At 68.2% G+C, this 24,950-nt stretch carries 21 protein-coding genes; 5 read left to right on the top strand and 16 right to left on the bottom strand.

The features are described from left to right. Positions 1 to 38 precede the first annotated feature (38 nt). The gene (locus tag BMX32_RS04735) at positions 39 to 500 is read right to left on the bottom strand and encodes a MarR family winged helix-turn-helix transcriptional regulator (protein WP_049808587.1); all 462 of its coding nucleotides are present in this window, start codon (positions 498 to 500) and stop codon (positions 39 to 41) included. Positions 501 to 577: 77 nt separating this feature from the next. Between BMX32_RS04735 and BMX32_RS04740 the strand changes: the two genes are divergently transcribed. Then, on the top strand, positions 578 to 1,084 hold the full coding sequence (locus BMX32_RS04740; protein WP_029213249.1) for an O-acetyl-ADP-ribose deacetylase: 507 nt from the start codon (positions 578 to 580) through the stop codon (positions 1,082 to 1,084). A gap of 53 nt (positions 1,085 to 1,137) precedes the next feature. Here the strand turns inward: BMX32_RS04740 and BMX32_RS04745 are convergent, their stop codons facing one another. Genes BMX32_RS04745 through BMX32_RS04770 form a run of 6 tightly spaced genes read right to left on the bottom strand, consistent with a single transcriptional unit; the run spans position 1,138 to position 8,109 of the window. Further along, on the bottom strand, positions 1,138 to 2,835 hold the full coding sequence (locus BMX32_RS04745) for a BatD family protein (protein ID WP_089975138.1): 1,698 nt from the start codon (positions 2,833 to 2,835) through the stop codon (positions 1,138 to 1,140). Continuing rightward, on the bottom strand, positions 2,832 to 4,739 hold the full coding sequence (locus BMX32_RS04750; RefSeq protein ID WP_089975141.1) for a tetratricopeptide repeat protein: 1,908 nt from the start codon (positions 4,737 to 4,739) through the stop codon (positions 2,832 to 2,834). Before BMX32_RS04750 ends, BMX32_RS04745 begins: the two co-directional genes overlap by 4 nt. Beyond that, a complete protein-coding gene (locus BMX32_RS04755; protein ID WP_089975143.1) occupies positions 4,736 to 5,722 on the bottom strand; it encodes a VWA domain-containing protein in 987 nt (328 codons plus the stop codon). Before BMX32_RS04755 ends, BMX32_RS04750 begins: the two co-directional genes overlap by 4 nt. Continuing rightward, on the bottom strand, positions 5,709 to 6,203 hold the full coding sequence (locus tag BMX32_RS04760) for a DUF4381 domain-containing protein (protein ID WP_139206672.1): 495 nt from the start codon (positions 6,201 to 6,203) through the stop codon (positions 5,709 to 5,711). The genes BMX32_RS04755 and BMX32_RS04760 overlap by 14 nt, the downstream gene beginning before the upstream one ends. After that, positions 6,203 to 7,120: a DUF58 domain-containing protein gene (locus tag BMX32_RS04765; protein WP_029213253.1), complete on the bottom strand. Its 918-nt coding sequence runs from the start codon at positions 7,118 to 7,120 to the stop codon at positions 6,203 to 6,205. The genes BMX32_RS04760 and BMX32_RS04765 overlap by 1 nt, the downstream gene beginning before the upstream one ends. Beyond that, positions 7,117 to 8,109 carry an AAA family ATPase gene (locus BMX32_RS04770; RefSeq protein WP_089975146.1) on the bottom strand — a complete coding sequence of 331 codons (993 nt, stop codon included), beginning with the start codon at positions 8,107 to 8,109 and terminating at the stop codon, positions 7,117 to 7,119. Before BMX32_RS04770 ends, BMX32_RS04765 begins: the two co-directional genes overlap by 4 nt. 186 nt (positions 8,110 to 8,295) lie before the next feature. On the opposite strand from BMX32_RS04770, the gene BMX32_RS04775 reads away from it, so the two are divergent. Continuing rightward, the gene (locus BMX32_RS04775; RefSeq protein ID WP_089975148.1) at positions 8,296 to 9,540 is read left to right on the top strand and encodes a hypothetical protein; all 1,245 of its coding nucleotides are present in this window, start codon (positions 8,296 to 8,298) and stop codon (positions 9,538 to 9,540) included. Further along, positions 9,537 to 10,265 (top strand): hypothetical protein, encoded by a 729-nt coding sequence (locus BMX32_RS04780; RefSeq protein ID WP_089975150.1) that lies wholly within the window; start codon positions 9,537 to 9,539, stop codon positions 10,263 to 10,265. Before BMX32_RS04775 ends, BMX32_RS04780 begins: the two co-directional genes overlap by 4 nt. 59 nt (positions 10,266 to 10,324) lie before the next feature. Here BMX32_RS04780 and pilQ read toward each other — a convergent pair whose 3' ends face one another. Genes pilQ through BMX32_RS04805 form a run of 5 tightly spaced genes read right to left on the bottom strand, consistent with a single transcriptional unit; the run spans position 10,325 to position 15,578 of the window. Further along, a complete protein-coding gene (gene pilQ, locus BMX32_RS04785) occupies positions 10,325 to 12,595 on the bottom strand; it encodes a type IV pilus secretin family protein (protein WP_089975153.1) in 2,271 nt (756 codons plus the stop codon). A gap of 19 nt (positions 12,596 to 12,614) precedes the next feature. Beyond that, positions 12,615 to 13,142 (bottom strand): pilus assembly protein PilP, encoded by a 528-nt coding sequence (locus tag BMX32_RS04790; protein ID WP_029213258.1) that lies wholly within the window; start codon positions 13,140 to 13,142, stop codon positions 12,615 to 12,617. Continuing rightward, complete coding sequence (gene pilO / locus BMX32_RS04795) at positions 13,142 to 13,792, bottom strand: type IV pilus inner membrane component PilO (RefSeq protein ID WP_089975156.1); 651 nt, start codon at positions 13,790 to 13,792, stop codon at positions 13,142 to 13,144. Before pilO ends, BMX32_RS04790 begins: the two co-directional genes overlap by 1 nt. After that, positions 13,789 to 14,520 carry a PilN domain-containing protein gene (locus BMX32_RS04800; protein ID WP_029213260.1) on the bottom strand — a complete coding sequence of 244 codons (732 nt, stop codon included), beginning with the start codon at positions 14,518 to 14,520 and terminating at the stop codon, positions 13,789 to 13,791. The genes pilO and BMX32_RS04800 overlap by 4 nt, the downstream gene beginning before the upstream one ends. After that, a complete protein-coding gene (locus BMX32_RS04805; protein ID WP_029213261.1) occupies positions 14,520 to 15,578 on the bottom strand; it encodes a pilus assembly protein PilM in 1,059 nt (352 codons plus the stop codon). Before BMX32_RS04805 ends, BMX32_RS04800 begins: the two co-directional genes overlap by 1 nt. Positions 15,579 to 15,812: 234 nt before the next feature. Here BMX32_RS04805 and BMX32_RS04810 point away from each other — a divergent pair, with 234 nt between their 5' ends. Then, positions 15,813 to 18,371: a penicillin-binding protein 1A gene (locus BMX32_RS04810; RefSeq protein ID WP_029213262.1), complete on the top strand. Its 2,559-nt coding sequence runs from the start codon at positions 15,813 to 15,815 to the stop codon at positions 18,369 to 18,371. A gap of 59 nt (positions 18,372 to 18,430) precedes the next feature. Then, complete coding sequence (locus BMX32_RS04815; RefSeq protein ID WP_029213263.1) at positions 18,431 to 19,093, top strand: hypothetical protein; 663 nt, start codon at positions 18,431 to 18,433, stop codon at positions 19,091 to 19,093. A gap of 56 nt (positions 19,094 to 19,149) precedes the next feature. On the opposite strand, the gene BMX32_RS04820 is transcribed toward BMX32_RS04815, so the two are convergent. From BMX32_RS04820 to glnE, 4 genes are all read right to left on the bottom strand, one after another. Beyond that, on the bottom strand, positions 19,150 to 20,445 hold the full coding sequence (locus BMX32_RS04820; RefSeq protein ID WP_089975159.1) for a citrate synthase: 1,296 nt from the start codon (positions 20,443 to 20,445) through the stop codon (positions 19,150 to 19,152). Between the two features lie 268 nt (positions 20,446 to 20,713). Continuing rightward, positions 20,714 to 20,959 (bottom strand): type B 50S ribosomal protein L31, encoded by a 246-nt coding sequence (locus BMX32_RS04825; RefSeq protein ID WP_029213265.1) that lies wholly within the window; start codon positions 20,957 to 20,959, stop codon positions 20,714 to 20,716. Positions 20,960 to 21,041: 82 nt separating this feature from the next. Continuing rightward, complete coding sequence (locus BMX32_RS04830; RefSeq protein WP_029213266.1) at positions 21,042 to 21,974, bottom strand: nucleoside hydrolase; 933 nt, start codon at positions 21,972 to 21,974, stop codon at positions 21,042 to 21,044. Positions 21,975 to 22,022: 48 nt separating this feature from the next. Then, positions 22,023 to 24,911, bottom strand: coding sequence for a bifunctional [glutamate--ammonia ligase]-adenylyl-L-tyrosine phosphorylase/[glutamate--ammonia-ligase] adenylyltransferase (glnE, locus tag BMX32_RS04835; protein WP_029213267.1), 2,889 nt, complete (start codon positions 24,909 to 24,911; stop codon positions 22,023 to 22,025). Positions 24,912 to 24,950: the final 39 nt, after the last annotated feature.

A 24,950-nucleotide genomic window follows, 5' to 3' on the forward strand; every position in this document is an offset into this window, starting at 1 on the left:
CTACTAACGCACCACCCCGGGCATCGGTTGACCCGCCGTCAGCCTTCGTCGACCGGTCCGTCGAGGCCCTGGAGGTTTTCCTTCATGCGATCCAGCACGGCCAGCATGGTCTGCAGGTCGTCCGTGGAAATACCCTGGGTGGCGTCGCGGCGCAGGCCGCGCGCGATATCTTCCATGTCGTCTATGACACCCCGTGCCTGGTCGGTGTCGTGAAGACGCCAGGCGCGACGATCCTTGGGATCCGCGCGGCGCTCGACGAAACCGGCGGCCTGCAGGCGGTCGATGACACGACCCACCGCGATCGGCTCCATGTCGAGCTGCTCGGCGAGCTCGTTCTGGCGCATGCCCGGACGTCGGTGCAGCGCCTTGAGCGCACGCCACTGCGCACGGGTCAGCCCGAAGCGAACGGCCCGCCGGTCGAAGTGCTTGCGAAAGAGCAAGGTCACGTCGTTGATCAGGTAGGCGAACGAGATGTCTTCAACTTTCAGCTGGTCGGCCATAACCTTGGGCTGCAATGAATGAACTGTCACGTACATCCTAGCCAAATGCCGGCGCGCCGTCACAGGGAGCATCAGCCATGCCACCGGAAGTGTTCGAAGGCGACATCACCACGCTGGCCGTCGACGCCATCGTCAACGCCGCCAACGAGTCCCTGCTGGGCGGGGGCGGGGTCGACGGGGCCATCCACCGGGCGGCCGGCCCCGCGCTGCTGGCCGCCTGCCGCGCCCTTCCCATGGTGCGCCCGGGCGTGCGCTGCCCGACGGGCGAGGCCAGGATCACTGGCGGATTCGCGTTGCCGGCCCGCTTCGTGATCCACACCGTCGGGCCGGTCTGGCGCGGCGGCCAGGAAGGCGAACCGGCACTTCTCGAGGCCTGCTACCGCGAATGCCTCCGTCTCGCCCGGGAGCACAACGTCGCCTCGATCGCGTTCCCCGCGATCAGCGCGGGCATCTATGGATACCCCGCCGAAGCGGCTGCGGGCCTCGCGGTGCGGGCGGTGAGGGATGCGCCGTGGCGGCCCGAAACGGTGGTCTTCTGTACGTTCGGCCCCTCGATGACGAAGACGTACAACGCTGCCCTGTAGCGCCTGCACAGACCGGGTTCGCCGCGGGCACCCGGTCGTAGCAGGAGGCTAGATCAACGGGGATAGAGCGGCGGCAGGGCGTCGTCGCTTCCGCCTTGCGTGGGCGGCAGCCAGTCGAATCCTTTCGCGAACGCGTCGCGCAGCCGCGGTCCCGGTGCGTCGCCGTCCGCGTAGCGGGCACGTTGCAGCGCGGCGATCGCGTCGCGTTGCGGGCCCTCGCGCAAGGCGGCGGAGAGCGCCCCGAGCGACGTCACCGACGGACGGACGATGCGTGCCCACCGCAGCAATGCCTGCTCGGCCGCGGCGAGATCGCTGCGCACCGCCAGCTTGAGGAAATGCTCATGCGCGGGTCGCTCGCGCGTCACGGGGGCCGGTGCCGGCGGCACGTCGGCGGCACGCGAACCGCGTCGGCGCGCAAGCAGGAACCATGCGACCACCGTGGCGATCCAGAGCGACAGCACGGCGATGAAGAGCAGCCGCCATGGCGAACCCGTCGGCGTCGCGGCCGCGGCATCGGCGACGGTCGCCACCGGTGCCGGTGCGGACGCGGGTGCGGCGCTCGCACCGGTGGAGGGAGGCGCGATGGCCGGCGCCGCGGCACCGTTCGACGGCGCGACTTCGATATCGCGTGCGGGGACCGTCGCCACCTCGGGCTTGTCGGTGACGACGTTCCACCAGTGCAGCGTCGTTTCCGGAATGTGCAGCGTGCCGGCGCGCGTCGGCACGACGGCGAAGCCCTGCTGGCGCCGGCCGGTGACCCACGAGCCACTGCTGCCGCCACCCGTGACGGCCTTGTCGGGATACACGTCCGCACCGTCGAGCTTCGGCAGCGACAGCGCGGGCAACGCTTCGAACGGCATGCCGGTGGCATCGAGGCGCATGGTCAGCGTGATCGGCTGGCCGACACGCGCCTTGCCGTCGGGCGGCACGCCGTCGAGCACGAGTTTCAGCTCGCGCGCGGGGATCCACGCACCGTTCGCCGCGGCATCGGGACGCGCGCGCACGTCGATGCGCACGCGCTCGGCGACGGCGTTCACCGGTTCGCCCGCTCCGAAGAACGACGTCGCGTCGGTGGGATCGACCGCCGTGCCCTGGAACGTGGGCGGCTGGATCTCGAGCGGGCCCGCGCGCTGAGGGAAGATCGCGTAGTGGCGCTCGACCACGTTGAAGCGGCGGCCCTCGCGCATCGTCTGGTAATTCGCGTCCTGGCCGACGCGCCGGATCTCCGCGCCCTCGACCGTGGGATCGCCGAGTTGCCCATCGGCGAGGTTCACCGCGAAATACAGGCGCAGCGTGTAATCGATCTGCTGTCCCACATACGCGGTGACGGGATCGGCCTTGCCTTCGAGCGACACGGGCCGCATGGCCGCGCCACCCCCCGCGTCCGACGTCGCGGCGACGTCCACGGACACCGGCTGCGTCTTCTGCCCGCCGATGGTCAGCGCGGGAATGACGAGGTGACCCTCGCGCCGCGGACGCAACGCGACACCGAGGATGGTGCGCGCCTCGCGCGTGCCGTTGACGATGCTCAAGGTATGGTTCGTGGACGTGCCGAGCACGACGAAGTCCGCCATCAGCGGCGAGAAATCCGGCGATTCCGACGTCTGGTCGGAGAGCTCGATGTTGAGCGTCACCGTTTCGCCGATGCCGACCTTGCTCCGGTCGAGCGACGCCACGGGTGCCGACTGCGCGAACGCGAGCATTGGCAGGCAGCCCAGCGCGATGGCAAGCAACAGACCGCGCATGTTCATTCTTCCGGCTCCGCGCCGTGCCGGCGTTGGTATTCGAGCATGAACTTTCTCCTTAGCAGCCCACCCGGATCGTCGGGCACGCGCATCAACGCACGCTGTACGTCGGGCGGCAATTTCGACGCCGCTTCCTTTGCCGACACCATGCCGAGGTCGTGTCCTTGCTGCCCGTCCTTGCCGTCGGCCTGACCGGCGAGCTTCGCGTCCATCTGCTGTTTCAGGGCATCCTGCGCCTGCTTCGCCCGGGCCTGCTCGGCCTGGGACTTGGCGGTGGCGTCGCCTTGCGGCGCCTGTCCCTTGCCGGCGTCCTTGCCGCGATCGCCGCCCTCGCCTTCGCCGGCCTTGTCCTTCGCGCCCTGCGCGTTGGCATCGTCGTTGCCGTCGGCGCCCGACTGCTGGCCGCCCTGCCCGCTGCTGCCATCCTTGCCATCCTCCTGGCCCTGCTTTTCGTCGTTGCCCTGCTGGCCGGGGGATGGCTGATTCTTGTCCTGCTGCCCCTTGCCGCCCTGCTTGTCCTGTTTGTCCTTCTCGTCCTTCTGCTGCTGCTTCTGCTGCTTCAGGAAATCGTCGACCGCCTTGCGGTTGGCGGCTGCGTCGGCATTGTTCGGATCGGCTTTCAGCGCACGGTCGTATGCGGCGATCGCGTCTTCGTACCGCTGCTGTTTCGCGAGCGCGTTGCCCAGGTTGTACTGCGCGTCGGTGCCGGTGCCGTGCGCGAGCGCCGCTTCCGCGCCCGCGTAATCGCCGGCCTTGTATGCCGCCGCTCCACGCAGCGCATCGCTCTTCGCGAGCGACTGCGCCGCTTTCGCGTCGCCGGCGGCGAGCGCCCGCGCCGCCTGCTGATCCCGCGTGCGAAAGACGTCGGCGAGCCCGTCCGCACGGGCGGGCGTCAGGGGCACGAACGCGAGCGCGAGCACGAGCAGCCAGCCGCGACGGAACGCGAGTGCGACCAGAGGCAGCAACGGCAGCAGCAGCCACGGGCCGCGGTCCTGCCATTGGCCCGACGCCGCGCCTTCCACCGCCTTGCCCTCGCCGTCGTTCTGCAAGGCGCCTGCGAGCGTTGTCACTTCGGAAGCGCCATCCGCGACGGGAACGAACCGACCGCCACCCGCATTCGCGACGGCCTGGAGCGACGCGTCGTCGCGCGGCGCCATCACCATGTCGCCGCGCTCGTCCTTGAGGAATCCGCCATCCTCCGCCGCGATCGGGCCGCCACGCGCGGTGCCGATCGCGAGTACGGAAACGCGGTCGCCGGCGGCACGCGCGCGCCGGGCAGCCGCCACGGCGGCTGCGTCGGCACGATCGGTGACGAGCACGATGGAGCCACCCCGCACGTCGGCGCGCCGGATCAGATCGGCGGCGAGATCGATCGCCTTGCCCGGATCATCGCCTTCGACCGGCATCGTGTCGGGCGCGAGCGCCGTGAGCAGGTCGTCCACGCTATGCGCGTCGGTCGTCAGCGGTGCCACCGTGAACGCGTCGCCGGTGTAAGCGATGAGCGCGTTCATGCCGTCGCGATTCGCGGCGTAGAGCTCGCGCACCTTGTAGCGTGCGCGACTGAGGCGATCGGGCACCACGTCGTGCGAGAGCATGTGCTGCGACATCGATACCACCACGACCTGGGCGGCGCGCTCGGCGAACAGCGGCTGCGTCTGCCGGTCCCACGAGGGCCCCGCCAGCGCGAGCACCGCGAGCACGGCCGCCGCGACGAACGCCATCACGGGCACGCGCGACGTCGCGGCCTGGCCGTCGAGCAGGTACGGCAGCAGTTCGGGATCGGCGAGGCGCGCGAGCACGCGCTGGCCCGACGAACGTCGTCCGGTCAGCCAGGCGATGGGTGGCACGAGCACGAGCAGCCACAACCAGCGTGGCTCGATGAAATGGAAGGCGCCGAACCATGCGCTCATGCGTGCGACCTCTTTCCGACGAAACGCGGCAGCGCCGCGAGCGCGAACAGGACGAGCGCGGCGAGCAGCGGCCAGCGGAACAACTCGAAACGCGGACGCAACGCGGCGCCCTCCTGCGGCACGGGTTCGAGCGCGTCGATCGCGCGATAGGCCTGCGCGAGCTGGTCGGTGTCGGTGGCGCGGAAGAAGCGGCCCCCGGTCTGGTTCGCGATGTCCGTGAGCATGCCGACGTCGAGATCCGCCGACGGGTTGACCACGCGACTGCCGAAGAAGTCGGGCACGCGCATCGCGTTCGCGCCGATGCCGATCGTGTAGACGCGAACGCCCGCGGCTTTCGCGGCGCGGGCGGCTTCGCGCGGTGCGATGGCGCCCGCGTTGTTCACGCCGTCGGTCAGGAGCACCACGACGCGCGCCTGCTCCGGCATGTCCGCGAGGCGCTTCACGGCCACCGCGAGGGCGTCGCCGATCGCGGTTTCGCGACCCGGCAGGCCGACCACGGCCCCATGCAGCTGCGCACGCACGGCATCCAGGTCGTAGGTCAGCGGCGTCACGAGATACGCCTGCGAACCAAACAGAATGAGGCCCAGTTCGTCGCCCGCGCGGCGGTCGATGAAGTCGCCGGCGATGGCTTCGACGGCGGCGAAGCGCGTGACCGAGCGCCCCGCCAGCTGCATGTCGTCGAGCGACATGCTGCCCGACAGGTCGACGGCGAGCATCGTGGCGCGGCCGCTGCGACGCTGCGGTTCGGGTGGCCCGAGATGCTGCGGACGCGCCGCGGCCACGACGAGGCACAGCCAGGCGAGCGCGAGCAGCGCCGTGGCGGCGAACGGTGCGCGCGCCAGCGACGCCTGCACCAGCGAGATACCGGGCTGCGGCAGGTTGAGGGCCTGCGCCGGTTTCACCGGGCGCAACACGTGGCGAAGCAGCCACGGCAGCGGCAGCGCGAGGAAAAGCCAGGGCCAGGCGAATTCAGGAAGCGACATGCGTGCGCCTCCCGACGGTCGGACGGCGCAGGGCGACGCGTACCCACGTCTCGACGTCGCGCGCCGTGCCGGGCACGTCGATGTCGATGTCGCGCCGGTACTTCATGGCGTCGATCGCCGCGATGGCGTCGACGTCGTGCTTCGGCGACATCGCGGCCAGCGCGTCGCGCCATGCTTCGCCGGAGAGCGCGACGCTGTGCGGATCGCGCGTGCGCGCGACGCGGCGCACGAGGTCGCTGGCGGTGGCCGCGAAGGCGCGCGCGTCGCCGTCGCTGGCGTGACGCGCGGTGGCGTCACGCAGGCCTCGCAGCGACGCGTCCAGGTAGCGATGCCACGCGCGTCGGCGACGCACGACGATGACGACGACGATCGCCACGAGTGCGAGGAGGCCAAGCAGCAGCCACCAGCCCGGCGCGAGCGGCCACCACGGCGACACGTACGGCACGTGGATGTCGCGGAGTTCGGGACCGTTCGGCGGCATCAGCGCGCCCTCGCGCCAAGAAGCGCCACGACCGCGTCGAGCGGATCGGCACTCGTGTCGAGCGTTCGATGGTGCAATCCCAGCCCGGTGCAGAGATCGGTCAGGCGGCGGTGGCCTTCGCCGAGGCCGCGCGCGAAGTCCTCGCGCTGGCGATCGGCCTGCAGCACGACGTCGTAATGCACGCCGCGGTGCGCGAAGGGATAACGACCGGCGGGTGGGGCCGTCAGCTCCAGCGGATCGGCGACGTTCACCACCGACACCTCCGCTTTCGCCACGAGGCCGAGCATGCGGCCACGCGCCGCGTCGTCGACGGCGAAGCCGTCGCTGACGATGAGCACGCGCGACGCGCCGTGCATCAGGCGGCCTGCGCGCTGCAGGGCGGCCGACAGGGTTTCGTCGTCGCCGGGCACCGACGCGTCCCATGCGGCGACGGCACCGGCGACCGCGAGCGCGCCACGCGCCCCGCCCAGCGGACGGAGCAGCTGACGCTGCCCGCCGAAGGCGAGCACGCCGACGCGATCCGCGCCTCGCACCGCGTACCACGCGGCCATGGCCGCGACGCGCGCGGCCTGCACGGACTTGAAGCGCGTGCGTGTACCGAATCGCATGCTCGCGTTGGTGTCGAGCAGGATGAGCAGGCGACCTTCGCGCTCCTCCTGGAACAGCTTGGTATGGGCCACGCCACTGCGCGCGGTCAGGCGCCAGTCCATCCGGCGGACGTCGTCGCCCGCCTGGTACACGCGCGACTCGGCGTAATCCATGCCGCGGCCATGCAGCCGTCCGGGCCGCTGGCCGCTGCGCTGCACGCGCGAGACGACCGGCGGCGAGGGCGCGCGCATCACGCGCGACCGCAATGCGATGAGTTCGGGCAGCGACACACGGACGCGCCCATCGGCGACGGGAGCGGCGACGGTCACGGCAGCGGCACGAGGTCCAGCAGGCGCGCGATCACGGCGTCGATGCGCACGCCCTCCGCTTCGGCCTCGTAGCTCGGCAGCACGCGATGGCGAAGCACTTCGTGGGCGATGGCGTGGATGTCGTCCGGCAGCACGTAATCGCGACGCGCGAGCCATGCGTGCGCGCGGGCGCAACGGTCGAGCGCGATGGTCGCGCGCGGGCTCGCGCCCCAGGCGATCCAGCGCGCCAGCTCGGGGCCATACTTGCCGGCCTCGCGCGTGGCGACCACCAGCTGCGTGATGTAACGCTCCAGCGGTTCGGCCATGTGCACCGCGAGCACCGCGTCGCGTGCCGCGAACACGTCCTGCGGGGTCAGCAGATGCTTCGGCGGCGCCGCCGGATGCAGCGCCTCGCGCGCCTGGTCGCGCGCGAGGCGAAGGATCGCCAGCTCGGCCTCGGCATCCGGGTACCCGATGGTCACGTGCATCAGGAAGCGATCGAGCTGCGCTTCGGGCAGCGCGAACGTGCCCTCCTGCTCGATCGGGTTCTGCGTCGCCATCACCATGAAGAGATCCGGCAACGGCCACGTACGGCGTCCGATCGTGATCTGGCGCTCGGCCATGGCTTCGAGCAACGCCGACTGCACCTTCGCCGGGGCGCGGTTGATCTCGTCGGCCAGCACGATGTTGTGGAACAGGGGCCCCCGCTCGAATTCGAAATTGCCCGTCTGCGGGCGAAAGATATCGGTACCCGTGAGGTCGGCGGGGAGCAGGTCCGGAGTGAACTGGATGCGGTGGAAGTCCGCCTCGACCCGGGTGGCCAGCGCCTTGATCGCCGTGGTCTTGGCGAGGCCCGGCGCGCCCTCCACGAGCAGGTGACCGTCCGCGAGCAAGGCGATCAGCAGGCATTCGACCAGGTGAGGCTGCCCGATGATCCCGCGCGTGAGGTCCTCACGCAGCCGGACGAAGGCCTCCTGGAGGGGTGCGGTGACGGTGGGCAGATCGGACATCGGGGGCGGTTCCGCGAAGGCGTGGGGTTCGATGAGACCACAGGAATCGTCGGAAGTTTAGGGCCGGAGGTACGGGGCCGCCTGCCAGGACGCCGCAGGCGATCCTCCGGCGTCGCCGCGCTGTCGCCCGACATTCGAAACGAGGCCCCTTCCCTAGCGTGTCGACTCCACCCGAAGGAGACACCCATGCGACAGCTCATCCTCGTCGGCGTCATCGGCCTGCTGGCGGCGACGCCATCGTTCGCCCAACCCCCGACACCCGTCACGACCCTCCCCGACCCCGTCGCAGGCTGCGATCCCATGGAGATCGGCCCGGTCTACGACGCATCGCTCGACGCCGGCGCGACACTCGCCTGCTTCCAGCTCGTCACGCCGGACGTGGCGTCCCTCACCAAGCTCGATCTCAACCTCGCCGGCTTCCGTCAGGGCGACATGCACGACGTCAGCCTCGTTCGCGTCGACGCCGACGGCAGCACGCACGCCATGGCATCCGACGCCTCCGGCGATACGTACCGCATCGTCCAGGCGCTGACCGGCCCGTCCACACGCTGGCTGGTGCTGATCGGCCGGACGGGCGCGGGGGCGGCCTCCTCGTTCCAGATGCAGGCGACCGTCGCCGAAGGCAGCGACCGGTACGAACCGAACGATGCGATCGCGAGGTCAACGCCGATTCACGGCAATCGGGTATTCGACGGCAATCTCGATAACGATGCCGACGTCGACAACTACCTCGTCTCTTTCAGGCCGGACCAGAAGGAGGCCGTCATCAAGCTAGATGCACCCGAAGGCGTAATCGCAGAGGTTATCGACGGCAGCAACCGTGCGGGATTGCTGCACGCAGGCAAGGAAATGCGGGTGGACACCTCACATCCGGTTTTCCTCGCAGTCAAAGGCGAATCGACAACGACCGCGCCGAAGTACACCGTGCGCGTCCGCGATCCGAAGGCTATCGCGGTGCTATCCAGGTATTTCAGCAAGGAGAACATCAGCCATCTCGCGCCAGGCGAGAACTCGGACACTCCCGGCGCGGCGAATGTCGCTCGCGAAATGGAGATCGAGGTGACCGCTTACGAAGGCGACCATGCGACACCGCTCGGTGCGGGCCATCCCGTGAGAGTCACTGCGCGAGACATCGGCGCGGATGGACACTGGGTCGTAGGCTCGGTCGACCTGATCACCGACGAGAACGGCAAGGCTCGTGCGACGTTGCCGATATCGGACTGCAAGGGCGGAGAAATGGGGCCGATCCGCGTCATTCCCCGTGTGGAACATCCCTCCGTCTGGTACATCACGTACAACCCGAGTTCTGTGGTGCATGCCTTCGTGCACGGGTCCGATCCCGAAGCTCAAGTACAGCCGCTCATCGAGCGCCCACAGAAATTCCAGCACATTTGTAAGGAAACCGTCGAGCCGATCCGGAGGCCATCATGAAGCTGCCGCCGGTGGGAGTCGTCGTATGGGAAAAGTTCGCCAGGCTCGACCCCGAGCATCCGGAAGCGACGCTGAAAACAATGGGTATCGACGAATTCAACACGGAGTGGATGAAGGAATACGACAGCCGGGAATTCGAGGTCACGACCATGCTGAAAGATCGCACCCGGATGGCCAACGTGTTCACCCAGTTCGCGGAGACACTCGTACCGACATTGGCGAGGCTCGCGGTGGCGAGGCCGGATGTCATCTCGCGAACATTCGATCTGCGAAAGGACGGCGACCTTCTGAAAGTCGTGGATGCCGACATGGAGGCTGATGACGTCGCATGGCTCGAGGCACGCCTCAACGAAGTGCCGGAACTCCGTAGTTGGGCCACGATGTTCAACGATGCGGTCGTCGACGCCTACGGAGACCGGGAGCACGACGTATACCTCACGGAAACGACGACGACATTCATCGGACACCGCGCAGTCGCCGGGCTGGAAAAAACCGTCGATCGCGACGTCAGGTTCATGTCGCTCATCCGGGCGCTCCGCGATACGGATCTCGACGCCGAGCCGTTCATCATGTTCAAGCAACCCTTTCAGGAAAACATCTACCGCTACGCAGCCATCAAGGTGCGCGACATGGTCGTACCGATCGAGACGTACCAGCCGGAACCTGGCGGAGGCATATCGGTAACGAGAGAGGACCCATTGCCTGCCTTCTGCGCAACGGTATAGAGCCGAAAAAAAAGGGGCGGCCCGCAGGCCGCCCCTTTTTTTTTGCATGAGCGCGTCGCTTACTGCAGCGTGTCGCTGAGGATGCGCGGCGTGACGAAGATGAGCAGCTCGGCCTTGTTGTTGCCGCGGTTGGTGCGACGGAACAGGACGCCGAGGCCCGGGATATCGCCAAGACCTGGCACCTTGTCGGTGGTGTTGGTCTTGGTGATCTCGTAGATGCCGCCGAGGACGACCGTCTGACCGTTGTCGACGAGCACCGACGTGTTGATCTCGCGGGTATCGATCGACGGGACGAAGCCACCGCCCGGCGACGGCGTGTTGCCGGCGAGAGCGTCCTTCTTCACGTTGATCTTCAGATAGACGCGGCTGTCGGCCGTGATCGTCGGGGTCACGCGCAGCTCGAGCACGGCGTCCTTGAACTGGACGGTCGCGTTCTGCGCACCACCGCCGGAACCGGAGGCCTGGTAGGTGACGTAGCCGATCTGCGTACCCTGCTTGATTACCGCTTCCTGCTGGTTCGCGGTGATGACGCGCGGGCTGGAGATCACTTCGCTGCGGCCTTCGGTCTGCGCGGCCGAGAGTTCGAGGTCGACGAGGTAGTTCGCGCCGAGAATCGCGAGACCGATGCTACCGGCCGGGTTCGAGACCGGCAGGTTGACGTTGTAGCCGCCCGGCAGGGTGTACGGATCGCGTACCGGAAGGTCGCCCGTGCTGCCGTTCTGGCGGAACTGATTCACGGCGTTCGCGTAACCGACGTCGCTGTTATGGACGCTGGTGACCAGGTCGGCGGTGCCGGTACCGTTGTCGCCGGAGTTCAGGTCGGGCGTGGTGCCGACGATCTGGTTGGCGTTGTTGTGGTTGAACGCCTGCGCGCCCCAGCGCACACCCAGCTGGCGGGTGAACTGGTCGGTGGCGACCACGATACGCGACTCGATCAGCACCTGCTGCACCGGGCGGTCGAGCGTGCCGATGAGTTCGCGCAGGTCACGGATCTTGTCCGGGGTGTCGTTGATCAGCAGCGTGTTGGTGCGATCGTCGAACGAGACGCTGCCGCGCGCCGAGAGGAAACCACGCGTCGTGGAGCCGCCGCTCGTGCTGCCACCACCCTGCATGCTGCCCGAGGTCAGCAGCTTGGCGATGTCTTCGGCCTTGCCGTAGCTGATGGGGATGTAGTCGGAGACGAGTTCCGCGGAATCCTCGGCCTTCTGGCGCGCATCCGCGAGGCTCTGCTCATAGGCGGCCAGTTCGTTCTGCGGGGCGATCCACACCACGTTGCCGCTACGGCGCTTGTCGAGACCCTTGGCACGCAGGATGACGTCGAGCGCCTGGTCCCACGGGGTGTTGACGAGGCGAAGCGTGACGCTGCCCCCGACGCTGTCGGACGCGACGAGGTTCAGCTTGGCCTCGTCGGCGATCAGCTGGAGTGCCGAGCGGACCGGGATGTCCTGGAAATTGAAGGTCAGACGCGAACCCGAATACGTCGGTTCCTGACCCTTCGCGGCCTTGCCGACCGGCGCGGCGGCCTTCTTGGGAGCGACTTCGACGGCGTACTCGGTACCGTTCTGATACGCCGACACTTCGACGTCGCCGCGGGTGCGGATGTCGAGGCGCGCGCCGCCCGGGCGGGACGTCGGCTCGATGGACTGCACCGGCGTGGCGAAGTCGAGCACGTCGAGGCGCTTGGACAGGTTGGGCGGCAGGCTCGTGCCCGGCAGGCTGACCACGACGCGGTCGCCTTCGCGGTGCATTTCGGGCGTCGCGCTGGCCGAACCGAGCGTGACGAGGACACGGCCTTCGCCGTTCTGGCCACGGCGGAAGTCGATGTTCGACAGCGGCGTGCCGGCACTGGAAGGCAGCGCCTTCGTCGGATCGGACACGATCGCGGTCGTCGTCGTGGCGGACGTCGCGCCGTTGTTGACGGTGACGATGAGGTTCTTGCCTTCGACGCGCGTCTTGTACGCGGAGTCGCGGAAGAGCTCGATGGTGACGCGCGTGCGGCCTCCCGCCGAGACGATGGACACGCCCGACGTGGCGCCCTTGCCGATGTCGACATGGCGCGTGGAATAGGCGTTGGTCGTATCGGCCAGGTCGATCGCGATCCGCGGTGGATTGCTGGTCGTGAAGACCTTCGGGTCCGGTGCGCGCTCGGAGAACGCGAGCGTCAGCTGCACGCGGCCACCCGGCTGCGTGTCGTAGCTGACGTTCTGCAGCGCGTTGGCCGCGGCGGCGGTGCCGGCGAAACCACCGGCGAAGGCCAGGGCGGCACCGAGGATCCACCGGCGCGCCCTGTGGCGCGCGCTTCCCGGCAGATGAGTGAGTTTGGTCGTCATGTGCGTCGTCCCCGAGTTCTTATTTTTCACCGACCGCGATGCTTGCCGGACGCTCCATCCAGCCGCCGCTGCCATTCGGCACCAGCTCGACCAGATCGACGCGGTCCTCCCCGACGGCAGTGATACGGCCGTAGGCCTGCCCCATGTATTCGTTACGGTGGACGCGATGGATGACTCCACCGGGGTCCTTCACGAGTGCCTGCAACGACGCACCAGCACCAACCGTGCCAACCATCTTCAGGCTGTCGAGCGTGAACATCTCGAGCGGCTCCTTCGGGCGGTTTTCATCCGGGCGGGGACCGTTCGACGCCGTCGTATCCATCTCCGCCGTGCTCGGGCTGAACGGATCGCGCGCGCCCTGGTCCTGGTAGGCGAACGTTTCGAACGTGCGGATCACCGGCAATGCGGGAATCGGCTCGCCCTTCTTGTGCTTCTCGGCATCGACCCATTCCCGCAGGTCCGAGGTGCCCTTCGTGCAGCCGCCGAGCGCCAGGACGCCGAACACCGCCACGACGAGGGGCCGGAGGATGGCATGGTTCCGCGTCATCACTTCGTCCCCTTTGCCGGTGTGGCTGGCTTCGTCTCGTCGTCCTCGAGGTAGCGATACGTCTTCACCGTGCCCTGCAGCACGAGCTGGCCCGCACCGACCGGATTGCCCTTGGCGTCCTTGTCCTTCGGGCTCAGCGAGACGTCGTGCAGCGTCAGGATCACGACGCGGGGCAGCGATGCCACGCCGCTGATGAACGTGCCGAACTGGTGGTACGTGCCGACCATGCGCAGCGTGATCGGCTTCTCGGCGTAGAAGTCCTTCGGCGTCTCGGGGCCGGGCTGGAACAGCTCGGTCTCGATGCCGGACGCGAGAGCCGTCTGCGAGATGTCGATGAGCAGCTCGGGCATCTCGGTGCGGCTGGGCAGCTGACGAAGCAGCGTGCGGAGCATGTCCTGCATGTCGGCCAGCTGCTGTTCGAGCGCCTCGAGGTTGGCGGACTTCGCCTGCTTCTGCGAGAACTGCGTCTTGAGCTGTTCTTCCTGGCTTTCCTGCTGCTCAAGGTCGTCCTGCTGGCTGCTGATCTGGAAGTACCAGCCGCCGAGCAGCACGATCACGAAGACCAGGCCCGTGAAGAAGGTCTTTACCGATTTCGGCCAGCCACCGATGTTGTGGCGATCGAGATTGCGCAGATCGTCGAAGAACTTCATGGCTTGGCTCCCGTCGGAGCGGGCGCGGCCGGCGGTGCGGCGGCCCTCGTCGCGCTCGCGGCCGTGCCGGACGAGGCCGGCTTCGCGGTCATCGCCTGCGCGGCCTGGGCCAGCGGAGCCGGCACCGCGGCGGCCGGCGTGGCCGGCGGCGCGGCGGTGGACGAACCCGCGGGCGCGTCGGTCTCCGCCGGGCTGTTGAGGCGCACGTCGAGGCCGAAGCTATAAGGCATGCGGGACGCGTCGTGCGTGTTCTCGGTCTTGCGAAGGTCCGCGTGACCCATCCACGGCGACGCCTCGATGTTGCGCATGTACTCGGCCACGCTCGAATTGGACTGGGCGACGCCGTCCAGCGACATCGATTCGCCCGACTGCTTCATGCCGGCGAGGCGGGCACTGGCGGGAATCGTCTTCACCATTTCGTCGAAGAGATGGACCATCTGCGAGCGGTTGGCCTGCAGCTGCTCGATGATCTGCTTGCGCTGGAGCAGGTCGGCCCGGACCTTCTCGAGGTCCTTGATCTTCGCGATGCGATCGTCGAGCTGCTTGATCTCGGCCTGGAGGTAGGTGTTGCGCTCGCCCTGGTTCTCGATGCGCGCGTCCATCCACAGCGACCAGCCGATCAGCGCCACGAGCGCCGCGCCGAACGCGACGCCGAGCTGGATGAAGAATTCCCTTTCCCGTTGCTTGCGGCGCTCCGCGCGCCAGGGAAGCAGGTTTATGCGTGCCATCAGTCGAAGCTCCTCATGGCCAGGCCGACGGCGATCATCAGGGCGGGGGCATCCTGGGCGAGCGTCTGGGCCTGCACGCGGCTGGAGAGCGCCATGCGCGCCAGCGGGTTGGCGACGACACAGGGAACGCCCAGCTGCTGCTCGAGCAGTTCGGTGATGCCCTCGATGGCGGCGCAGCCGCCGGCCAGGACCACCTGGTCGACGCGGCTGTATTCGCTGCCGGCGAAGAAGAACTGGAGCAGGCGGCTGACCTGCTGCACCAGCGACTCCTTGAACGGCTCGAGCGCCTCGGTCTCGTACGATTCGGGCAGTCCGCCCTTGCGCTTGGCCCGGCCGGCTTCCTCGTAGGACAGGCCGTAGCGGCGCATGATCTCGTCGGTCAGCTGCTTGCCGCCGAAGACCTGCTCGCGCGAGTAGATGGTGCGCTGGTTCTTCAGGACCGCCAGCGTGGTCATGGTCGCGCCGATGTCCACCACGGCGACCAGCGCGTCGCGCGAGACCGCCAGCTGGTCGGCGACCATGCCGAAGGCGTTCTCCATCGCGAAGGCCTCGACGTCGACGACCCGGGCGGTCAGGCCACCCAGGTCGAGCGCGGCGATGCGCATGTCCACGTTCTCCGTCCGCGAGGCGGCCAGGAGCACGTTGTTCATTTCGGGATTGTCGCGAACGGGTCCCAGCACCTCGAAATCGAGGCTGACTTCTTCGATCGGGTAGGGGATGTACTGGTTGGCTTCGACCTGGATCTGCCCTTCGAGGTCGTCCTCGGAGAGATCCGCCGACATGGGGATGACCCGGGTGATCACGGCGGAGCCGGCCACGGCGGCCGCGGCGTGCCTGACCTTGGCCCCGGATCGGGCCAGGGCCCGCCGAATGGCTTCGCCCACCGCCTCGACCTCGACGATGTTCTTTTCCACCACCGCATTGGGCGGCAATGGCTCGACCGCGTAGTGCTCGACGCGGTATCGGCCGCCGGCCTGGCTCAGCTGAAGCAGCTTTACCGCGGTCGAGCTGATGTCGACACCGATCAACGGCGCCGCTTTCGGTGTAAAGAGCCCCACGTTGTCCCCCTTCCCCGCGCCTTGTCGGAATTGGTCTTCGGCGCGAAGGCATTAAATCTAAAACTTAACGGATTGGCAACGGGCGGCCTGAGCCCGTACCGGCACTAATTCACAAATCCAGTCACCGGGTTAGCGAAACCCCTTCACAAAGGGTCGCACGTTTGGCACCCCCGGCCCCGGCCCACGTGGCTCTATACTCCGGCTCGACCACACGGCGGTGACCCCTACCCCAACATGCGAATCCTCAAGCGTCTGCTGCGCTATGCGCTGTACCTGGCACTGGCCGGCATCCTGTTCGTGGCGGGCGCCCTCGGCGTCGCCTACTGGCTCCTGGCTCCCCGCCTGCCTTCGGTGGCGGTGCTACGCGACTATCACATGCAGGTTCCCCTGCGTGTCCTGAGCTCGGACGGCCGCCTGATCGCCTCGTTCGGCGAAACCCGACGCATCCCGGTGCGCATCGCCGACGTGCCGGCGCGGCTGAAGAACGCGGTGCTTTCTGCCGAAGATGCGGACTTCTACAGCCACCCCGGCGTCGACTGGCACGGCATCGCCCGCGCCGGCATCCATGTGGTGCTCTCGGGCGGCGACAAGGGTCCGGGCGGCTCGACGATCACCCAGCAGGTGGCGCGCAACTTCTTCCTCAGCCCCGAAAAGCTCTATTCGCGAAAACTGACGGAAGTGTTCATCGCGCTGCGCATGGAGAACGAGCTCACGAAGGACCAGATCCTGGAGCTCTACATCAACAAGATGTTCCTGGGCCATCGGTCCTACGGGCTCGCGGCCGCCGCCGCGTACTACTACGGCAAGACGCTGGACCAGCTCACCGTCGCCGAAAGCGCGTCGCTCGCCTCGACGTTCCAGCTGCCTTCCGTGGTCAACCCGCTCAACAACCCGAAGCGTCTCGTGGCACGGCGCAACTGGGTGCTCGGGCAGATGCTGGCGAACCGCTTCATCACCAAGGCCGAATACGACCAGGCGATCGACGAACCGAACGACGCCTTCCCGCACGAGCAGCAGATCGAGGTGGATGCGCCGTACCTGGCCGAGATGGTGCGCCAGCAGGTGCTCGAAAAGCTGGGCAACGACGCCCTCACCGAGGGCTACATCGTCCATACCACCGTGCCGAGCGACGGCCAGGCGGCGGCCAACGACGCCCTGCGCAACCGGCTGTCGGCGTACGACCGTCGCCACGGCTACCGCGGCCCCGAAGGCCATGAGGAACTTCCGGCGCAGGCGGGTGCCGAAGACTATGACCGCGTTCTCGCCGGCTACACGAGCGTCGCGGGCATGATCCCCGGCATCGTCACGGAAACCGGCGCAAAGGAGGCCAAGGTGTACCTCTCGCCCAAGGAGACGGTCACGCTGAGCCTGGCATCGATGGCCTGGGCTCGCCCTTACGTCAACGAGGGCCGCTCCGGCGCCGCGCCGACCCGCGTCGACGCCGTGCTGAAGCGCGGCGACGTGGTGCGCCTGTTCCGGGCCGCGAAGGACGACGTCAACGAGGACGTCGCCAGCGAGGAAGGCAAGCCGGCACCGGAGCCCGCGCAGCTCGAATGGCGCCTCACGCAGATTCCCGCCGTGCAGGCGGCGCTGGTGTCGCTCGATCCCGAAGACGGCGCCGTGCGCGCGCTCGTGGGCGGTTTCAGCTTCACGCGCTCCAAGTTCAACCGCGCGGTGATGGCGGCACGTCAGCCGGGCTCCAGCTTCAAGCCCTATCTCTATTCCGCCGCCTTCGAGCGCGGCTTCACGCCGTCGTCGATCGTCAACGACGCACCGGTGGCGTTCCCCGACCCGTCGCGTCCGGACGGCATGTGGACGCCGGCCAACGACGACAACAAGTTCAGCGGCCCGATGCGCCTGCGCGAAGCGCTGGTGCAGTCGAAGAACCTCGTCTCGGTACGCCTGCTCGACGCGATCGGCCTGCGTTTCGCCCGCGAATACATGACGCGCTTCGGCTTCACGCCCGACGCCCTGCCGCAGAACCTCTCGCTGGCCCTGGGCACCGCTTCGGTTTCGCCGATGAGCATGGCGCGTGGTTACGCGGTGTTCGCCAATGGCGGCTACCTGGTCACGCCGTACTTCATCTCGCGCATCGACGATCGCGACGGCAACCCCGTCTACGTCGCCAACCCCGAACGCGCGTGCGCCGAGTGCCAGGAACGCCTGCTCAACCCGACGCCGCCCGGTCCGCCCACCCAGCCGTCGACCGCGCTGATCCCCGCCCGCCCCGCGGTGGCCGGCACCGCGGGCAACGGCACGGGCGACGCCGTGCTTCCGGCCGACGCGCACGCGAGCGCGTCAGAGGCCCCGAAGCTCGCGCCGCACGTGATCGACGTGCGTAACGATTATCTCGTCACGTCGCTGATGCAGGATGTCATCAAGCGCGGCACCGGCTCCGCCGCGAAGGCGCTCGGACGCGACGACCTCGCCGGCAAGACGGGCTCCACCAACGACCATCGCGACGCCTGGTTCGTCGGCTTCAACGGCGACGTGTCCTCGGCCGTGTGGGTCGGCTTCGACGACTTCAGTTCGCTGGGCCGCGGCGAGTTCGGTGCCAAGGCGGCCCTGCCGATCTGGATGGACTACATGGGTGCGGTGCTCAAGGACAAACCGTCGCATGCGCTCGCGATGCCGCCCGGCATCGCCACGGTACAGGTCGATCCCGGCTCGGGCCTGCCCTCGCCGGGCGGCATGAACGAAATCATGAAGGTCGAGGACGTCGATCGTCTTCGCGAACAGGCGACCCAGAAACAGCAGGAGGAACAGCAGGAACACGCCTACGACATCTTCTGACGCGCGCCGCGCGAGCGAGCGCGCGCCTGGCACACGAACACACCATACGGGGGTGAGTCATGGCACGAGGCGAGCACCACAGGATCCATGCGCAGGACCGGACGCAGAAGAATCGCGTCCTCGTCGCCCAGGAGGCGGCGCGCCTGATGAGCGAGCATGGCATTCGTGACTTCCACCACGCGAAACTGAAAGCGGCCGAGCGGCTCGGCATCGTCGATACGCAGGCCCTGCCCCGCAACAACGAGATCGAAGACGCGCTACGCGAACATCAGCGCATCTTCCACGCCGACACGCAGCCGCAGGCCCTGCGCGCGCGCCGGGAAGCGGCCGTCGAGGCGATGCGATTCATGCGCGGCTTCGATGCCCGTCTGGTAGGCGCCGTGCTCGAAGGCACGGCCGACGAACATTCCGCCGTCTGCCTGCACGTCTTCAGCGACGATCCCGATGCGCCGGCGCTGTTCCTGCGCGACCAGGGCATCCCGCTGGAAACCCAGAGTCGTCGCCTGCGCTGGTCGAACGGCGACGCCGACCAGGACGAATTCCCCGTGCTGCTGTTCGGCGCCGACGGCATTCCGTTCGACATCACGGTGCTGCCCCTGGACGCGCTGCGCCAGGCGCCGCTGGATCGCGTGGACGAGCGGCCGATGCGGCGCGCGACGGCGTCGATGGTGCAGCAGCTGCTGGCGGAAGAGGATATCGAGGCGTTCAACGCGTCGAGTTAGCGCGCTGGCTCTCTCCGAATCCCCAAAAAAAACCCCGCTTTCGCGGGGTTTTTTTATTAGCGCTTGTCGCTCGGGGTGTAATCGCGAACGTCGGCGCCGGTGTAGATCTGGCGCGGGCGGCCGATGCGCGATCCCGGGGTCTCGTGCTGCTCGATCCAGTGGGAGATCCAGCCCGAGGTACGCGCGATGGCGAACATTACGGTGAACATCTCGGTCGGGATGCCGAGGGCCTTGTAGATGATGCCCGAGTAGAAGTCGACGTTCGGGTAGAGCTTGCGCTCCACGAAGTAGTCGTCCTTCAGCGCGGCTTCTTCCAGCTTCATCGCCACTTCGAGAAGCGGGTCGTTGACACCGAGCTCGTTGAGCACGTTGTGGCACGCCTCGCGAATGATCTTGGCGCGCGGGTCGAAGTTCTTGTACACGCGGTGGCCGAAGCCCATGAGACGGAACGAATCGTTCTTGTCCTTGGCGCGCTTGACCGCGGTCTCGACCTTGTCGGCGGTGCCGATCTCCTCGAGCTGCAGCAGCACGGCTTCGTTCGCGCCGCCGTGCGCCGGGCCCCAGAGCGCGGTAATGCCGGCGGCGACCGACGCGTACGGATTGGCACCGGTGGAACCGACGAGGCGCACGGTGGACGTCGACGCGTTCTGCTCGTGGTCGGCGTGCAGGATGAACAGCAGGTCGAGCGCACGGGCGACGACCGGGTTCACGTGGTACGTCTCGCTCGGCACCTCGAACATCGTGTGCAGGAAGCGGGTGACGTACTCGAGGTTGTTACGCGGATAGCGGTTCGGCCAGCCGATCGAATGACGATAGATGGCGGACGCGATGGTCGGCATCTTCGCGATCAGGCGAATGGCGGCGAGCTTGCGGTCTTCCGGACTCTCGACGTCGAGGTCGTCGTGGTAGAAGGCCGAGAGCGATGCGACCGAGGCGGCCAGCATGGCCATCGGGTGCGCATTGTGGTGGAAGCCCTTCAGGAAGTCCTTCAGGTTCTCGTGCATCATCGAGTGATGCGTGATGTCGTTCGAGAACTTCTCGAACTCCGGCTTCGTCGGCAGCTCGCCGTTCAGAAGCAGGTACGACGTCTCGAGGAAGGTCGACTTCTCGGCCAGCTGCTCGATCGGGTAGCCGCGATAGAGCAGCACGCCCTTGTCGCCGTCGATGTACGTGATGGCGCTCTTGGTGCTGGCGGTGCTGCCGTAACCCGGGTCGTACGTGAAGTAACCGGTGTCCTTGTACAGCGTGCCGATGTCGACGCACTCGGCGCCGAGCGTGCCGCCGATGACCGGCAGTTCGCTTACGGGCTTGTTGGATTCATCGACCAATTTGACGGTTTTGGCGTCGGACACGGCGAGCTCCTCTGACTTTAGCGAGGCCGCCGCCCTCTTGGACCGACGGCATACCTATGGGGTGGAAAACAGCGCCGTCGGGGAGGCGCCGTACCGGCCGCGACGTGCGACCGAAGTTCCCCATTATCGCACAGAGGCCATTCAAACGTCCGTTAGCCGGGCGTGTAAATAGCGCACGCAAAAAGACACGGGGCAAGCCTTGGGCTCGCCCCGTGTCTTCGATCCTCGCGAAACGCCACCCCGCGAGCGGCGCGCGGAATTCGCGGTATTACTTCTTGCCGTAGCGCTGGCGGAACTTGTCGACGCGACCGCCGACGTCCAGCGTCTTCTGCTTGCCGGTGTAGAACGGGTGCGAGTGGCTGGTGATATCGAGCTTGATCACCGGGTACTCGTTGCCGTCTTCCCACTTGACGGTTTCCTTGCTGGACATCGTCGAGCGCGTCAGGAACGCGAAATCGGACGACAGGTCCTGGAAGACCACCTGCTGGTAATTCGGATGAATGTTCTCTTTCATGGCTTGAACCTGAGAAATAGCGGGGTGAAAAGAGCGGCATTGTAACGAGCCGCCGCCCCCCGTGCAACCGGCGCAGGCGCGGTCAGGCCGCTCCCAGCGCCCCCGCGATCAGGGCGGCGAACCGGTCCTGGTCCACTTCCAGCACGATCCGCGCGTTGGCCTGCCCGCCAAGGCGCCGGTGCCAGTCGACCACCGTGGCCCCACGGGTCAGTCGCCCGTCGAGTTCGATGGCCACGTGGCGGGTCTCGGCGCGCACGACCATGTCCGGATCGAGCGCGACGGCCATGGCCAGGGCGTCGGCCGCGATGAAGCCCGTGCGCTCGTGTTCCGCGTTGAACCGGCGCGCGGTGCCGAAGATCTTCTCGAAGAACGTGGCGCGCGCGTCGCCCGAGGCGACCCAGCCTTCGTACACGTCGTCGGGAAACGCGTGGCGTACCGTCGCCTCCCAGTCCACCAGATCGAACATGGGGAACGCCTCGAACACGACGTGCGCCGCCTCGGGGTCGAAGCCGATGTTGAACTCGGCCGGCACCTTGCCCGTGTTGCCATGGCCGGTCACCGCGCCACCCATGACGACGAGACGCTTCACGCGCGCCGGCAGCGAGGGGTCGAGGCGGACCGCCAGTGCCAGGTTGGTCAACGGCCCGAGCGCGACCAGGGTCAGTTCGCCCGGACGTTCCGTGGTGAGGCGGATGAGCGCCAGCGCGGCGTGCTCCGCCTGCGCCGGGTGCGCGGGCTCGGGGAAGCCCACGTCGCCGAAGCCGTCGGCCCCGTGGACGAAGGCGGCGTCTTCGTCGGGCGCGCGTACGAGCGGCGACGGACAACCGGCGAATACCGGGGTCGTCGCCCCGATGAGTTCGACCAGGGTCCGCGCGTTACGCACCGTGTGCCCGAGCCCGACGTTGCCGGCGGCCACCGTGAGCGCCGCGACGTCGGCATGCTGGTGCGCCATGAGGATGGCCAGGGCGTCGTCCACGCCGGGGTCGGTGTCGATCAGCAACGGAGTTCGGGTCATCGGTATCGCGTCCATGAGCGGCCGGACAGCATACCGCCGGCCGGGCCGTCAGGCATCCTGCGCCGCCGTCGCGTCGCGTTTCTCGAAGTCGAAACCCAGCGCTTCCGTCACCTGGCGCACGCCGGCGCACAGCGCGTCGAGCTCCGGCGTACGCGTCGCGATGCGCGAGCGCAGGTCGAGCGTGCAGGCCAGTCCCATCTGCAGGAGATCGGCATGGGCCACGTGCAGCGTGTCGGCCTGCGCCTGCGTCAGCAGGCCGGCCTCGCGCAACACGTCGATCAGCGTGCTGCTGGCCGGCGTGTCGAGGATGGAGGGGTGCTCGCTCGCGTGGGCGAGCACCATGCCCTGCAGCACGAACTCGATGTCGATGAGCGCGCCGGTGCCCTGCTTAAGATCGATGCGCGTCGCGTCGGAGCGGTCGCGCTCGGCGCGCCAGCGCGCGCGCATCGCGCCGACTTCCGTGTACACGCGACCCGCGTCGCGCGACGCCCCGAGGATCTCGCGCCGGATCGCCATCAGCGCATCGCCGAGCCGGACGTCGCCGGCCACCGGGCGCGCCCGCAGCAGCGCCTGATGTTCCCATGTCCAGGCGCGTTCGCGCTGGTAGGTCTCGAAGGCATCGACGCTGGCGACAAGCAGACCCTTGGATCCGTCCGGCCGCAGGCGCGTGTCGACGTCGTAAAGCTTGCCCGCATGGGTCTGCACGCTGAGCCAGTGCATCACGCGCTGCGCGAGGCGCTGGTACCAGCGTGTGCCGTCGACCGGGCGCGGACCGTCGCTCATCGTGTTGGCCCGCCGGCCGTCGTAGACGAAGACCAGATCGAGGTCCGACGCGAAGCCCAGCTCTTCGCCGCCCAGGCTGCCGTAGCCGAGCACGGCGAAACCGCTGCCGTCGCCGGGCAGGCGTCCGTGCTGCGCGGTGAGTTCGCGCGTCGCCAGCGCGAGGATCGCGCCGACCACCGCCTCGGCCAGGCCACCGAGACGACGCGCGGTGGCGGTGGCGTCGGCGCGGCCGTCATTGAACGCCAGCCCGAGGCGGAACGCGATGCTCGACCGGAATTCGTTGATGCGCTCCAGCTCGCGTTCGGCGTCGCGCTCGTCCAGCGCGCCCAGCGTGCGCGCGATCTCGGCGGCGATGTCCGCGCGCTTGAGCGGGAGCTTGTCGATGCGTGGATCGAGCACGTCGTCGAGCAGCAGCGGCTGCGCGATCACGCGCTCGGCGAGGAACGCGCTGTCGGCGAACACGCTGGCCACGCGACGGCGCGCGTTCGGTTGCTCGTCGAGCAGCGCGAGGTACGACGATCGTCGTGCCACGGCCTGCACGAGGCGCAGCATGCGCAGCAGGCTCGCGGTCGGCGCCACGCTGCCGCGCGCCGCCCCGACGAGCTGCGGCATCAGGCGGTCCAGGCGCTCGGCCGAGCGCGCGGACATCGATCGCACCGCCGACGCGCGGGGCAGCTTGACCAGCTCCCCGGCCACTTCGCTACCGGGCACGAAGCCGGACGCCTCCATCGCCGCGGCGGTCAGCGTCTCGTCACGGGCCGCGTTCCAGAGGGCGACGTCGGCGACGGGCGCGGTCGCGGTGCCCCCCGCCTCGGGCACCAGCACCGCCGCGAACTCGGCGGAAACCGCGTCCCGATGACGCGCGAGCTCCAGGGCGAGTTCGTCCCAGCTCGCATACCCGCTGCCGAGCGCGAGGCGTTCGCGCGATAGCGCGTCGTCGGGGATGTCGTGCGTCTGCGCGTCGCGCAGCATCTGCACGCGATTTTCGAGACGGCGCAGGAATACGTAAGCGGCGCGCAGCAGCTTCGCGCGCGCCGCCGGGATGTAACCGCGCGCCTCGCAGGCTTTCAGCGCCGGGAGCAGCCCACGCACGCGAAGCGATGGATCGCGGCCGCCGCGGATCATCTGCGTGAGCTGCACGATGAATTCGATCTCGCGAATGCCGCCCGGGCCGAGCTTGAGATTTCCCGCAAGGTCCTTGCGCGCGACCTCGGCGTCGATCAGCGACTTCATCTCGCGCAACCCGGCGAACGCCGTGTAGTCGAGATAGCGACGGTAGACGAAGGGCCGCAGCATGTCCTGCAGCTCGCGCCCCGTGGTGCGATCCCCGGCGACGGGCCGTGCCTTGATCCACGCGTAACGCTCCCAGTCGCGGCCCTCGCGCTGGTAGTACTGCTCCATCGCGCTGAACGGCAGTGCGAGGCGCCCTGCCTGCCCGAACGGCCGCAACCGCAGGTCGACCCGCGCGCAGATACCGTCGACGGTCGGCTCGGCGAGCAGGCGCACGAGCTGCCGCGCCTCACGGACGAAGTATTCCCCGTTGTCGAGCGGCCGAGGGCCGTCGGTCTCGCCGCCGTGCGCATACGCGAGCACGAGATCGATGTCCGACGAGAAGTTCAGCTCGTTGCCACCGAGCTTGCCGAAGCCGAGCACCACCATCCGCTGCGCGACGCCCGCGGCGTCGCGCGGCTGTCCGTAACGCGCGTGCAGCGCGGTTCCGGACCAGCGCAACGCCACTTCGAGCAATGTCTCGTACAGCGCGCTCGTCGACGAGAGCGTCTCGTCGATGTCGTCCAGGCCGTTGACGTCCCGGAACACGATGCGCAGCGCCTCGGCGTGCCGGAACCGACGGAGGATCCCCATGCAGGCCTCCTCGTCGGCCGGCAGGTCGAGTGTCGCGCCGCGGGTGCCGGCGTCGCCGTTCGCCCTCAACCGCTCCAGACCGGCTGGCCCCAGCAGCTCCGGCTGGCGGCGCAGCACGTCGAACGCGAAGTCCGACGCAAGGAGCGTCCGGCGGATGCGCTCGGCGACGCCGGCGTCGTCATGCAGCGGAATGCGGGCGGCACGGCATGCCGCCATCACGTCGGCATAACGGGCATCGATGAGTGCGCGCAGTTCGGGGCTTTCGCGCGGAGCCGGGGCGGAGGCGTTCATGAGGCGGTCATTGTGCCTCACCCGCGCCATGTCGCGCCC

This window comes from Luteibacter sp. UNCMF331Sha3.1 (assembly GCF_900109915.1).
In the GTDB taxonomy this organism is placed as follows: domain Bacteria; phylum Pseudomonadota; class Gammaproteobacteria; order Xanthomonadales; family Rhodanobacteraceae; genus Luteibacter.